This is a genomic window from Allobosea sp. Leaf344 (assembly GCF_001426225.1).
GTDB lineage: Bacteria > Pseudomonadota > Alphaproteobacteria > Rhizobiales > Beijerinckiaceae > Allobosea.
Map to the genome: position 1 here is coordinate 1 of NZ_LMRT01000013.1, position 12,999 is coordinate 12,999.

13 protein-coding genes and 1 pseudogene are annotated in these 12,999 nt (G+C 60.4%); 4 read left to right on the forward strand and 10 right to left on the reverse strand.

What is annotated here, in order from left to right:
• Positions 1-324: 324 nt before the first annotated feature.
• Both ASG72_RS08675 and ASG72_RS20660 read right to left on the reverse strand, forming a co-directional pair.
• Complete coding sequence (locus ASG72_RS08675; RefSeq protein ID WP_056711189.1) at positions 325-951, reverse strand: tyrosine-type recombinase/integrase; 627 nt, start codon at positions 949-951, stop codon at positions 325-327.
• Between the two features lie 449 nt (positions 952-1,400).
• Positions 1,401-1,598, reverse strand: coding sequence for a hypothetical protein (locus ASG72_RS20660; RefSeq protein WP_156395867.1), 198 nt, complete (start codon positions 1,596-1,598; stop codon positions 1,401-1,403).
• An 831-nt stretch (positions 1,599-2,429) separates the two neighbouring features.
• Between ASG72_RS20660 and ASG72_RS08680 the strand changes: the two genes are divergently transcribed.
• Positions 2,430-2,648 carry a DUF1330 domain-containing protein gene (locus ASG72_RS08680; RefSeq protein ID WP_348271571.1) on the forward strand — a complete coding sequence of 73 codons (219 nt, stop codon included), beginning with the start codon at positions 2,430-2,432 and terminating at the stop codon, positions 2,646-2,648.
• 235 nt (positions 2,649-2,883) lie between these two features.
• Here the strand turns inward: ASG72_RS08680 and chrA are convergent, their stop codons facing one another.
• A complete protein-coding gene (chrA, locus tag ASG72_RS08685; protein ID WP_156395868.1) occupies positions 2,884-4,269 on the reverse strand; it encodes a chromate efflux transporter in 1,386 nt (461 codons plus the stop codon).
• An 11-nt stretch (positions 4,270-4,280) separates the two neighbouring features.
• Positions 4,281-5,099: a sulfurtransferase/chromate resistance protein gene (locus tag ASG72_RS08690; RefSeq protein WP_056711194.1), complete on the reverse strand. Its 819-nt coding sequence runs from the start codon at positions 5,097-5,099 to the stop codon at positions 4,281-4,283.
• Positions 5,100-5,676: 577 nt separating this feature from the next.
• Between ASG72_RS08690 and ASG72_RS20290 the strand changes: the two genes are divergently transcribed.
• Positions 5,677-5,886: a DUF1059 domain-containing protein gene (locus ASG72_RS20290; protein WP_082540212.1), complete on the forward strand. Its 210-nt coding sequence runs from the start codon at positions 5,677-5,679 to the stop codon at positions 5,884-5,886.
• 55 nt (positions 5,887-5,941) lie between these two features.
• On the opposite strand, the gene ASG72_RS21255 is transcribed toward ASG72_RS20290, so the two are convergent.
• On the reverse strand, positions 5,942-6,142 hold the full coding sequence (locus ASG72_RS21255) for a hypothetical protein (RefSeq protein ID WP_156395869.1): 201 nt from the start codon (positions 6,140-6,142) through the stop codon (positions 5,942-5,944).
• Between the two features lie 100 nt (positions 6,143-6,242).
• Between ASG72_RS21255 and ASG72_RS08695 the strand changes: the two are divergent.
• A pseudogene (locus ASG72_RS08695) lies at positions 6,243-6,563 on the forward strand (IS3 family transposase); the annotation flags it as partial.
• Between the two features lie 1,340 nt (positions 6,564-7,903).
• Positions 7,904-8,173, forward strand: coding sequence for a hypothetical protein (locus ASG72_RS20670; protein WP_156395870.1), 270 nt, complete (start codon positions 7,904-7,906; stop codon positions 8,171-8,173).
• An 83-nt stretch (positions 8,174-8,256) separates the two neighbouring features.
• On the opposite strand, the gene ASG72_RS20295 is transcribed toward ASG72_RS20670, so the two are convergent.
• From ASG72_RS20295 to ASG72_RS08730, 5 genes are all read right to left on the reverse strand, one after another.
• Positions 8,257-8,517, reverse strand: coding sequence for a hypothetical protein (locus ASG72_RS20295; protein ID WP_082540213.1), 261 nt, complete (start codon positions 8,515-8,517; stop codon positions 8,257-8,259).
• A 2,035-nt stretch (positions 8,518-10,552) separates the two neighbouring features.
• Positions 10,553-11,215: a response regulator transcription factor gene (locus tag ASG72_RS08715; protein WP_056711206.1), complete on the reverse strand. Its 663-nt coding sequence runs from the start codon at positions 11,213-11,215 to the stop codon at positions 10,553-10,555.
• 187 nt (positions 11,216-11,402) lie between these two features.
• On the reverse strand, positions 11,403-11,801 hold the full coding sequence (locus ASG72_RS08720) for a response regulator (protein ID WP_056711207.1): 399 nt from the start codon (positions 11,799-11,801) through the stop codon (positions 11,403-11,405).
• Positions 11,802-12,202: 401 nt separating this feature from the next.
• The gene (locus ASG72_RS08725) at positions 12,203-12,643 is read right to left on the reverse strand and encodes a low affinity iron permease family protein (protein ID WP_056711209.1); all 441 of its coding nucleotides are present in this window, start codon (positions 12,641-12,643) and stop codon (positions 12,203-12,205) included.
• A 58-nt stretch (positions 12,644-12,701) separates the two neighbouring features.
• Positions 12,702-12,999 (reverse strand): DUF4337 family protein (locus ASG72_RS08730; protein WP_162246217.1); only part of this gene is annotated, 298 nt, incomplete at its 5' end.

Consider the following 12,999-nt stretch of genomic DNA (forward strand, 5'->3'; position numbering starts at 1 on the left):
TCGGCGAAGGAGCGCGGGCTTCGATTGGTAGGCATAGGCGGTAGGCGTGATCGATAGGACTGAATAGAGCGCGCCTTTACCTGATTCTCTTGTCTCGTCACGCTTGCAAAGAGTGCCAATGTCTCGCAGGAGCTATTTTTCCTTTCAGGTGCGACGCTCATCGGCCTGCCCCTCTCCAGCGCTCAGCGCCAAAAGCTGCTGTTCGGGCCTTGCCGGGAATAGGACGTTGCGAGGTGCAGCTGGTTAGGTACTGCTATCGGCCCAAAGCTCCGCCTGACAACGGGGCGAGCGGCTGCAGCAAAAAGCTACAGCCGCGGTCTTATGTCAGATGTCGGTTTGCTCAGAAAGGATGAGCGCGTCGTCAACTTCGATGCCGAGGTAGCGGACTGTGCTGTCCAACTTCGAGTGGCCCAGCAAGAGTTGGCAAGCTCGCAGATTGCCAGTCCGCTTGTAGATCAAGGCAACCTTGGTCCGACGCAGGCTGTGGGTACCATAAAGGGCCGGGTCCAGCCCTATCAATGCAACCCAGTCGTCGAGTAGGCGCCCGTACTGCCGGGTCGTGACGTGATCGCCCTTGCGACTTCGACTGGGAAACAGCCAGCCGGGATCGGCCGTGGGACGGCGTCGAAGCCACGCCGTCAAAGCATCACGCGTTGGATCAGTCAGCTCGAACGGCACGGGGCGACCGGTCTTCTGCTGAATGATCGACGTACGCAGTCTGACGGTGCCGCCCAGCACCACGTCGCTCACCCGTAGTCGAACCAGATCGCACCCGCGCAGCTTGCTGTCGATCGCTAGATTGAACATAGCAAGATCGCGTACGCGGTGATCGTGCTGCAATCGCGTTCGGGTTGCCCAGATATGACGAGGCTTCAGCGGCGGCTTGGGCCCAATCAGGCGACCCATGTTCCAGGCAGAGCGATGATCAGTTTTCGGATATTCGGTCGGCATAGCGTTTCCTCCATTGGAGGCCGCATCTCGATTCATCTTATCACGAATGACGTTGAGCTGCGCTGCGACATCTGCTGAGGTTGATCAACGGCGGCAGAGCTGACCCCGGTTTTGTCGCGATGAGCTGGACATGATCGTTACTATCTTCGAAGACAGACTTACGGCTGGTCCAGCAAGTAGAAGCCTTGAGGACCGGCCAAGGCTGCTCCATTGCAAGCGCCAAGCTGCCAAAACTGGGCTCGACCGGCTCAGGCTGGAAATAGTGGATTAGTGGCGTTTGGCGGTGGCTTGGGTGTCCGACCATGTCTGGGTCAGTGCTCATCCTCACGAGAGTCTTGCAGACAGTTGGCGCGCTATATCTGCCGGCGAGCTTAGCATGCTGCGATTGTAACCGATCGATTGCAGCTTAAAGCGCGCCTTTTCGCTAAATGCCCCGCTAAAGCTGAGTTTCAATGCAAGCGTCGCAGTCGCTGAAGTCGGCGCGCTTTGCGGTCGTCGCGCCGATACTGTGAAACGGCAATGGCAAGCCACTCGGCTTCATCGCGTTCCGGACTACCAGGAGGGAATTCAGAAAGCTCACGAATGCGCTCTAGTGCTGCATCCAATTGCTCCTCGTCTTTGATTTCCGTCGGATCCTCCATGGTCATTAGTGCAGACGCTTTAAGAGGCGTAACTCAATGGCCAGGGCAGCAGCGCGTTCAAAGCGGTCGATCGCTAGCTGGATCAGCCGAGCCTCAAGCTCTGCGTGAGTGCCGAGAGGGCATGGCAGGAGGGCAAAAAGCCTTTCAACTGCTGCAGCGTGATCATCGTCGGATTGGATGTTTATCAGTCGACTCATGGATGCAACTCGCATTGAGGCGAGCACACTAAAAGCGCCTTCGATTTCGAGTCTTGATTTGGATCAAACGAGTACGCCTCGCGGGCTGTCGAAGGTGATCTCGCCGGCTGGTGCAGTTTCACAGGCCGGCACGGGCAAGCGTAGTCAGCCTCTTCAATGTCTGTCTCTCGGCCGGAAACAAATCGGTTAGTGAGTTACAAGGTTATGTCGCGATCCTAAGACCTCCCTTGGATCCAAACCACAGAACTTGCTTGGTTCAACTGAACAGCGTCGGGGATGGCACTGAGTGGATTCACGTTTCGGTATGTCCCAGCGGGAAGTGGCAGCAGCGCGTTGAGATGAGCCTTGATCGGGCGTTTTTGGGCCAGGCTCTGATGAGGCCTCCGGACGTCGGGCGCGAGCTTCCGACAACGCGACCATAGGCGCGCAGGTAGCTGAAAAGGCGATACATTGCGGCGTCGGCGACTACCTGGGACGTAATTGCGTCCCAGCGTGCTCGATGGGACCTTGGCTCCAAGATGAGGAGACCCCCCATGACTGCTTATGCCATTGGCCACCTGCACGACGTGAAATTGGCCCGGACATCGTCGCTTACCTGGAGCGCATCGACGCGACTCTTAAACCCTACAAAGGACGCTTTATGATCCACGGCGGCCACGCCGAAATATTGGAGGGGCAATGGTCGGGCGATCTTATCGCTATCGCCTTCCCGGACAGAGCCGCAGCCCGGGCCTGGTACGTGTCGAGAGATTACCGAGCCATCATCGGGCTTCGTACGCGCAACGCGTGCGGAGCCGTAATCATCATTGACGGTGTATTGCGTGATCACCAAGCCACCGACGTTCTCGCGCCCTCGTAAGCGTTCGCGTATCGGGCACTCCGTCTCTTCGTGGGCAAGGTGCGGGGCACGTACAGCCGGCAACTGATCAACCGCTTCAGGCCCCGATCCCGCCACCTGAATTCAGTGGAGGAACGAGGCCGGGCGGCGCCAGTAGCTGCCCTCTAGGCTTCTCCCTGATGCAGATGTTCGCCTGCGTCACAACTCCCGGTCAATCGTTCCTGAATCACGTGGGTCACAATCAAAGGCTCCCCGATTAGGCGAACATGACACCGGCTAGTGAAGCCGCAGCGAGCGTCGGGATCATACCGATCTTGAAGCGCAGCATCGCCATCATGGCGGCGGCTGATAGCACGGCCGCGCGCCAGTCGAGCGATGACAGGACCGGGAGATCGGGCGCGAGGCCAAGGAATTCGAGCGAGCGTACCTCGCGGAAGATGACATGCAGCGCGAACCAGAGCGCGAGGTTCATCACGACCCCAACCACGGCTGCGGTGATGGCGGTGAGCGCGGCAGAGAGCGCCCTGTTGCCGCGCAGCGCCTCGACATAGGGCGCACCGAGGAAGATCCAGAAGAAGCACGGGGTGAATGTGACCCAGAGCGTCAGGAATGCGCCGAGGCCCCCGGCCAGCAGCGGGTCGAGCCCGCCCGGCGCGCGGTAGGCGGCGAGGAAGCCGACGAACTGGAGGACGAGGATCAGCGGTCCCGGCGTTGTCTCGGCCAAGCCCAGCCCGTCGATCATTTCGCCGGGCGCCAACCAGCCCAAGGTCTCGACCGCGGCCTGGGCGACGTAGGCCAGCACGGCATAGGCGCCGCCGAAGGTAACGACCGCCATCGTGCTGAAAAAGCCGCCGACCTGCGTCCAGACGCTGGTACGGCCCGTCAGCAGCCAGAGCATCACAACGGGCGCGAGCCAGAGCGGCAGCCAGATCGCGCAGATCTTGAAGGCCTTGGAGGTTGATGGCCTTGCGTGATCGAGTTCGCCGCGCTCGAACATCAGGTCGACGATACCCTTGAACTCGGGCGCACCGGGCTTGCCGCCATGTCCGCCGCCCGCAAACGTCGTCGGCGCGTGGCGGTGGCCCAGCCAGCCGACGAGGCCCGCAGCCAGGATGATGACTGGAAATGGGATCTTGAACAGATAAATGCCGATGAAGGCGGCGATCGCGATGACGACCATGGCGCGGTTCTTCAGGGCGCGCCGACTAATCCGCAGGCCCGCCTCAACGACCACGGCCAACACGGCCGCCTTGACGCCGAAAAAGACGGCGTCGACCAGCGGCACATGGCGATAGCTGACATAGAGCAGGCTCAGACCCAGCATTACCAGTGCGCCGGGGACAATGAAGAGCAGGCCGGCGACGAGGCCGCCGATCGTGCGGTGCATGAGCCAGCCGATATAGATGGCAAGCTGCTGGGCTTCGGGGCCCGGCAGGAGCATGCAGTAGTTCAGGGCGTGCAAGAACCGCTGCTCGCCGATCCAGCGGCGGTCATCGACCAACTCCTTGTGCATCAGAGCGATCTGTCCCGCGGGTCCGCCGAAGGAGAGGCAGCCGATCCTCGCCCAGACCTTGACGGCCTGGGCGAGAGTCGGGACGGACGGAGCCGTGATCGCGGTTTCGCTAGAGGTTGCGAGGGGCATTGCACTCACCTTCAGGCCGACTTCGAGCCGGCTGGCCAGTTGTGCGTCTCCTCGGTCGCGTCCCGGCAGCAGCGATAGAAGGCGTCGTAGAGCAGCATGCCGGCGCCGAGCTGTTCGAGGTCGTCTTTGAACATGCGCGAAAGGCCGAGCGACGCCGCCAGGAAGCCGGGCGCTTCGGCCGCGAGATCCGGGCGTGCCGTATCGGCCGCGCGCACGATCGTCGCAAGCCGTTCGAGGGCGGGCGAGGCCAGTCCGAACTCCTCGATCATGATGTCGAAGGTACAGCGCTCCCCGCGATGGCTCCAGAAGATGCCGTCGATGTCGAAGGGCGTGGCGCCGAACCTGCTGGCGACATCGGGCACCTCGGCGGCCGTAACAAACAGGAATACGGCCTTGGGATCGATGAAGCGGCGGATCAACCACGGGCAGGCGATGCGGTCGACCTTGGGACGCGACCGCGTCACCCAGAGCGTGCGCGCCTGTGCGTCGCGCGGCGGCAGCTTGGCGGTCGAGACTAGCAGCCCACCGGCATCGCGCCACGCTTCGAAGCCGCCCTGGAGGTTCTCGGCCTCAACGCCCTCATGCCGAAGCCAGGCGGCGACGCCTTCGCTGAGCTTCTGGCCCCGCTGACAGACCACGACGACGCGTTGACCGGCATAGTCTCGGGCCCAGTCCGCGACGCTCTTGTGCGAGCGATGATCGGCGGCGGGTAGGATGCGCGGGTCGAGCGCGACATCGTCGAGAATGCGGACGTCTACGATGGTCGGCGCGCCCGGCAAGCCGACGAGCCGGGACAACTGGGCAGCGGTGATCTGGATGTTGGAAGACATGAGCGTCCATCCCTGAAACGAGGAAAGTGGACGCGAACATTGGGCTGACGCCTCACGGGGTCGTCGCGAAGAACCCCTTGCGCCGATCTTGAACCACAAGGTGCGCGCGATTGCAACGGGTCCATAGCAACGCTGCCGACTTCGTGCTCAGCCGGCCGTGCGAAGCTCGAGTTCGCGCCACATTTGTTGGCTCGGCCAGGAGGCGCCACTAGTTGACGTTGAGGCTTTGCCATAAAGCCGACGTTCGAGCGCAGTGTGAGGCCAGCAGGCCGCGAACCCTTGCGAATGTCGAAGATCTTCGGTCCACCACGGCGCGGCGGGAGCCGCCGCGCCGTCTCAATCAGAAGTTCATTTGCTCAGTGAGGATTAACCGTTAGGGCCAGCAGGATGCTGATTGATCGACACGTGTCTCACTCGGAGACTTTCGCTAGATCAGCAGGCCGCAAGATTAGCCAAGACGGGTTAACTCCCTTCATTCCTATCGCGCCAGCGAACGGCTGTCAGATGGTGGCGAGCAGCCAAAAGCCTTCAATTCGGCATGATTTAGGCGGAAGATCTTTCCGTGAGGGAGGATGCCATGACACGTAAACATATCGATTGTCGCTCATTCCCCAGCGAGATAAACTGCTCCATCGCCATCAGCGCCGACACGGATCGTGAACTTCTCGAGGCCGCGGTCCAGCATGCGGTTGCTGTGCATGGACACCACGATACGCCTGAACTGCGCAACCAACTGCGCGGTGCCATCATGGACGGGCCTCCAACAGAGGAACAACCGGCGAGATAGTGGCGACCCCAAAGCGGCAGTACAGCTAATCGGATAGCGGAGCGTGGGGCTGGCTTCAGCCCTTCCGGATGGCTGCTGCAATTGCGTCGTGGGTCGCCCCCTGTTTCGAATGAAGCCGCGCGATCGTTGCGCAACGCTCCCTCTCCGCCGCCAGCGCCGTTTCCAGCTCACGTATCCGGACCCGTGCTTTATCCATGGCAGAGATTGGATGGTTCAGCGCATCTACGATCTGGCTGTTGTCACTGTTGTCGTTCATCCCGTACCCGTCTGGCTGCTGCTGTCGTTGGGTTATGCCGCGCGCATGGCTGGCGTCAGACCCGCCCTCGTGTTCCAGCCGGCCTTATGCTGCCGCCCACCGCGGCAAGCCGGACGCATTGCTGCATCACTCCGGTCACTGCAGCCAATACACCATCCAGCACTTCCAGGAGTTGCTCGCCGAGAACGGCGTAACCTGTTCGATGAGCCGATCTGGTAAAGTCTGGGACAACGCCGCAATGGAGAGCTTCTTCTCATCACTGAAAACCGAGCGGATCAGCGGCAAGGTCTACCGAACCCGCGACGCCGCCAAGGCGGACGTGTTCGACTAGATCGAGCGGTTCTACAACACCATCCGCAGGCACTCGACCATCGGCTATCTCAGCCCGGCCGAGTTCGAAAAGAAGGAGGGATTAGCTTAACCGAGCATCCACAGAACCGGCAGCAGGCCAAACGGTCTGGGCGGCGTCCAGGTGAAATGGGAGGATAAGGACGAGGATGGCCCGACGCAGGTTAGCCTCACGGTGCTGCCAGTGACCGATACACGCGGCGTGATCCTGACCTACTAGGGATCGGCGGAGGGCGCCAAAGCCAACATCAAAGATCTCACCTCGATCATCACCAGCCTCAAGGGCATCAAATAGCTTGCTTCGAGCATGAGGGGGCGCCAAGTCCTCTACTGACCGGCCCTGTGTCGCTCGCGCGAGGCCGGGCCTTTTTCCTTCCGGATCGCCAACCAGTGTTCATCGGCGCCGACATTAGACCGGTGGGCCGTAGAGCCCGCGCCGGTGGCTGCTCCTCTAGGATTCAAGATGATCATCGGTTAGCCACCTCCGGACGCTCCGTCAGAGCGTTTTTCCTGCTAGGCCGGTTCCGCCTCCGCGGGGCCGGGCTTTTTTAGCATGAGATGCGCCGGTAAACCGCGGTTTCGAAACAGAAACTGACGTCCTGAACTAGGACGGTATGGCCGCGTTATTAGAGGCGAGAATGACAACTTGGAGGTGTGTTATGCATGTCTCTACCAGGAACACTCCCGCTGGGGCTGCGGGCGCTATTGCCGGACTTTTCATCGCGCTGGCCATCGTGTTTTCAGTTCTGATCTACTGATCCCCAAACGGCAGGCAGTGCTTGTTTTTGCCTTCTGTTCATCTCGCATCTAGGTGCGCTGGTGTCTAAGCGCCTGGGGGGGCTTATGGGCCAGCGATGGATGATCACGAGAGGCTCTGGACGACTGCCTTGCACAAAGCGCTCCTGCTGAGCGTCGCTGCGGCTATAGCTGAATGCGGGCGGCTGCGCCCAGGGGAAGAGGAGGAAGCCCTTGCCTGCTGCCGCATTGCGATCAACGAGGCGCTGCAATCGTCCGTCAGCGCTACTGCAGAGCAAACCAAAGCGTTTCGGGCTACAATTTTGGACGCGGTGACAACGATCCTCGACGTGGCAGAAGAACACGCGCGGGAGACTTTGGGGTTGCCGACGGCGTCCACAACAATCCAATAGCGGCGCCGGCGTGAGGCTACTGGCTGCGCGGTAGCTGCAATCGACTATTTGCTAACGCGGGAATGGGGTCGGATAGGGCTGGTCGCCGCGGCGGGCGTCTTCATCGGCGCTGGCCTGATCATCTTCAACCTGGTTGAGATCGGCGGTTTCGTCAGCCCGCCCCGATCAGGGCCGGCTGTCTCCGGCGTAGAGCCCAAGCCATCCTTGCATTTGACCTTACGGAAATCTGCGCTATGTCGACACAACGCGGACTAACGGAGTTCCCATGGCCGGAGTATTACCGATCGAACCAGGCTTTTACTGGGCTCAGTGGATCAGCGCGCAGCCGGAAACCCGCGACGGTCCGGTGTCAGGTTTGGAGGAATGGATCGTCGTGCAGGTGTTTGAGAACGCAGCACCCTCGACTGCTGATCAAATGATTGTTTTGGTGCCAGGAGTGGAGACGGCGCAGTCGACGGCTGATTTTGTCTGGGGAGCAGGACCGATCCACAGGCCGCCTGCCAAGTCGGCCACAGGACATTACCAGAGGCATTGAGGTCAGCGCTTTTCTGGCCCGGCCTCGCTCGCGCGGGGTCGGCCTTTTTGCGTTGTGGATCGGGTACGCGGCGTGCGGCACAGTCAACGAGCCTGCGGCTTCTCCCCCCTATTCCGCCAGCCGCCCATCAATGCCAGCGTCGCGGTATAGATGACGTGTCGACTAGCATCTCTGACGCTGACACTGAACGTTCGATGATCATGATCTTGGGCATGGTCACGCGCCATATCGGGAAGCGTGTCCAGTCCCGCCTGCCGAGCTGCGGCGTCGTCAGGTAGGTCGAGGCCGACATCATCGATGATGAGGGTCGAGCCGTTGTCAGTGTCGAAGAAATAGCGTGGCACAGGTGGGCTCCAAAAAGCGCCACGGCTAAGCGCTCTTTAGGCGTGCACACGCTCGACCAAGTTGCAAGGCACCGTCTCCGGACGGCCTAGTATACCTTCTCCGAACGCTCCACATCGGGCGACGCTGATTTGGCTCATTTAAGAACACCTTGGCCAGAACTCCTTACTTGCATCGCGGACCGGCATAGTTGTCTCCTCTGGCGGGCTGCGACTCTGAGCCGCGTTGATCACAAACACGTGCTGTCTTCGATGCGTCGTGCCGCCGTGAGAGAAGCGTATGAAGACGTAGGGGAATAGCCATGACACTTCCATCGATCGCGGCCGAGCCCGAGGAACTACAGAGGCTGGCCGAGGCGTACGACGCTGCCTGGACAGCACTGGACGGACAAAACGCAATTGATGCCCTGGAGAGGTCGGCAGCGCGGGAGCGTCTCGGATACATCATAGTGCAGGTCTGGCAGACGGACCCTTCAGCGGATCTCAGCACGAAGGCTATCCAACTCTTTCGGGCTGGAATGGCGCAAGCTGCCGCTCCTCGGACGGACGCGTAGCCGATCACAATTTTGAGTGAACCCGCCGCGGGCCTTGGCATTCCTCCCTCATGTAGGAAGGGTCGGAATGAGAGCCTGCTACATCGCCGCGTGGGCCGTCGTGGCGGCCTTTCTGGCTATTGCCTGTTGTTCGACTGCGTCTGTCCCTGTCCTGGTTCCGTCCGTCGCCGGCGGTCGTTGACGCCGAAGGAACCGCCGTTGTCCATCAAAGTTGCCCGGATATGCCGCGCTTCCTATTCCAAAGCCCGGACCACGAGACAGGCGGAACGATTGAGACAGACTGGCTGGAGCTTCCAGACATTGATGCGGCGTGTCGGGCGGCGGAGGAGGCTGTGCGCGAAGCAGCGCTTGAATTCGAAGGCCTCGGCGTCGTGACCGTCCTCGTCTTAAATGAGACTCAGGCCGCGGTGCATCGGGCAGAGATTGAGATCCGGAATGAGCCGTGCGGGACTAGCAACTAGCCGAGTTCGCGTAGGGCCGCTTGGCCCTTCTCAGTGATGATCCGGGTGTACCCGCCGCGGACGACTAGACGGAGCATCAATAGAGCGATCAGATCGGCAGTTGGCTATGATTGAAAGGAGCTCTCGTGCAACCGCTGCAATAGCTTGATCTGATCGGTGTTGAGTTTCATTCCCGACTTCTAGCATCATCGCGTTGCTGATCCTAAGCCAGGAGCTCTCTGATAGCTGCTCTGTTCCATCCCCAGTGTTGATCCTAGTAACCGTGTTGGAAGACATCGGCACTGTCATCCGCCGACCCGCGGCATTGGCGACATCCGCGTAGGACCGCGATCGCCGAAGTTGCTCTGAAAGGAGCGCGCTCGACAGGTGTTGAGCATAGACGTCCGCAATGCGCGTTCGCGCGCAGCAGTCAGCACAGTCGCTCGCGCGGTCCAGAAGAACGTCGCCGTCTCTTCCGCAAAACATAGGCATGTGCTCATCCTCGGCACAGGCGGCTGCGACAGTTCCTTCTCAAGACACGGATGCACGATGGCATTGTGATTGGGAACGTTCCGGGCCACATACGCGTAAGCCCCGCTGACGACTGTGGCCGTCGCCAACCCACCAATGAAGATAATTTTGATCATCGGGCGCCCGCTTTGCGTGCTCCCATTCTCGCCAGTTTTTGTTCAAAAAAGATTACCCGCCTTCACTTCGGATCAACGGCCGCCGGCTGACGATCTTGCCGCGGCCGCAACGTGAACTAACTTCCACTGAACACAATTGCCGAGGATATTTATGACCGCATCGCAGCCAAGCCGGCCAGGGTTCTACTGGGCCACTTGGATAACGGCAGGCCCAGGGACGCGTGAGGGCCCCGTCGAGGGTGAAGGATGGGTCGTGGTGCAGGTCTTTGAAAACGCAAATCCGTCCGAAGCGGATCATCTCCGGGTGTTGGTTCCGGGCGTCGAAGCGGGCCAGGCTCTTGATAATTTCGTATGGGGACAGGGGCCGCTGAGCATGTAGGCAATCCCGCGAATTCAGCTATCTGCCGGAGCCGATTCCGGCAAGGGCAGCCATCTGCTGAGCCGCAATGACCACTTCGACGCGATTTTTTGCGTTCAGCTTTTGCATGAGATTGGTCATATAGCTTTTCACAGTCTTCTCGCTGAGAGCGAGCGCAACAGCGATCTCTTTATTTCGCTTGCCAAGCAGCAGCAGCTTTACGATCTGGTCTTCTCGGTAGCTTAGCGTAACCAGCGGCTTAGCCGCGCTCACCTTTGCGGAGTTCTGCATCGCGTTGATGACATGGGCTGCGTGCCGCGGAGTAATATAAATTTCATCTCGCAGCACAGCCTCGATCGCCTCCACCAGTTCGCTGGCAGGACTCCCCTTCAAGACATAGGCGCTCGCGCCGACCTTCAGCGCCCTGATCGCATGCTCCGTTGTAGTTGAGGCTGTGAAAACTACGACCCTCGAATGCGGAGAAGCAGCGACGGCGTGGCCAATCGCTTCGAATACATCGCCAGCCATCAGCAGGTCGACCACGATTACATCGGGTTGATGTGTCTGCGTGATAGAGTAGATGTCATCAGCCACGCTGCCGACGGCTACAAGCTGCAGAGCCGGGTGTCGCTGTACGAGGCAAGCCATACCCTCGGAAATCAGCGGGTGATCGTCGACGATCGCTACAGAACGCTTAGCCACCTGACCCTCCCATGCACGCGGGATCACCTGACGCTAAATCAGCTTCTTGCACCTGTAAATAAACGGTTGAAATTCTGGCTAACTTTCGACGGGCGCTCCAGTGCGCCCGCCGTAAGCTCCGAGCGACAAAAGGCCCCGTATGGATTATGCCAAGTCGGTTCTGCGCAAGCCGGAGCCTCAGTTCCGATCAGCCCTCGGACTGTGCTGCCGCCTCGCTGGCTTCGTTCAGAAGGCCTGCGAGAGCGGTTATCAGCTGGGGAAAGGCGAACGGTTTGCATAGCATGACACTGTGGGGCACTCCGTGAACGGCCCATTGGTCCGCACTGTCTCCGCTCGCGTAGATTACCGGCATCGTAGGACTGCGTTCGCGAGCATGCCGGGCCACGTCCCATCCCGAGGGCCCCGTCCCCATGCGGATGTCGGTGACCACGGCTTTCAATTTGCCGTCATCTGCGGCCAGCGCCAGCAGCGCTTCCGAACCTGAATTGGCTGTGAGGACGTCGAAACCGGCATCGAGCAGGGCGGCCTCGATCGCGATCAAGACGAGAGGGTCGTCTTCCACGACCAATAAGCAAATCTTGTCCATGAGCCCCCGCTACGCTTGCGTAATCACCCCAGACGCCACCTAGAGCGGATTGATCCCCGCGACAACAGGAAGACGCTGCTGAAGGTCATCGCCTGCTCCCCGTCGACCGGTAGAACTCGGCAATGCTCATCCTGCTGCTGGTATTCCGGCCGCCGCAGGTGGAGCAGCGGAAGCGCAGGGCGATTTCGGGAATCGGCAGATCGTGCGAAGGTCGTCGACGCTGACCTGGACGCAGCGGGTGCAGTCGTTGTCAAAATCTCGAACAAGTGCAGGCCCTTAGCGAGATGCCCGCCGACTGTGGCGGGCGGAATCTCGGGTCCGCCAGGGTGGTGCGCGCGGCGTTGCTATCTCGCATTACCCCTCGCGATGCGCAGCTGCAGGGCTTAAAGGGTCACCGCCGATCATATCTTTGAATCGACTGGATCGAGGCGGTCTGGGTCGCCGCCGTCTCTTGCTACCTGTGCTCTCTTCTCGAACGTCCGCTTGAGGTTAGTCAGATCCTGCTCATCCAGTTTTTCAAGGTCCATCAGTTCCTCCCGAGCGCCTTCAACCTTCGAGAGCAGCTCATCGAGCTTGATCTGCATTGCGGCGGTATCCCGGTTCTGGCTGTTCTGGATGATGAAGACCATCAGGAACGTAATGATGGTCGTCGAGGTGTTGATCACCAGCTGCCAGGTGTCATTGAAGCCGAATATCGGTCCTGAGAGGCCCCAGGTCACAATGACGCCGACTGCAACGAAGAAGGTGGCGGGCTTGCCCGTCCATTGCGCGGTGACCTGCGCCACTTTTGTGAAAGTTGATGTGCTTTTGCCGAGGCCGATCAGTTCAGGGTCGACTGCCATTACGTCTCCAGTTTGAATCGCGCACCATCGTAGGTGCTGATTGAGCGAAAGACGACGATCAGAACAACAGCCGCGGGGCCATCAGAGCCAGCCCCATGAACACCAGCGACAGCAGGCCCAGCCCGCCCGCCGCATAGCTCAGGATCGCGACGCCGGTGATGATCGAGGCGGAGGCGACGACGATGCCGATCTGCAGCAGGCCCGAGGCGATTTCGAAATTCTCGCTGCGCGCCTTCTGGTCGTCGCGGATCTGCTCGGTCTGTTCGGCGCGCGCCATCAGCTCCTTGCGCCCTTCCTGCGTCTCCGGCTCCGAATCATAGCGCGCCACCGTCGCCTTCCAGCCGTCGATGCGCTTC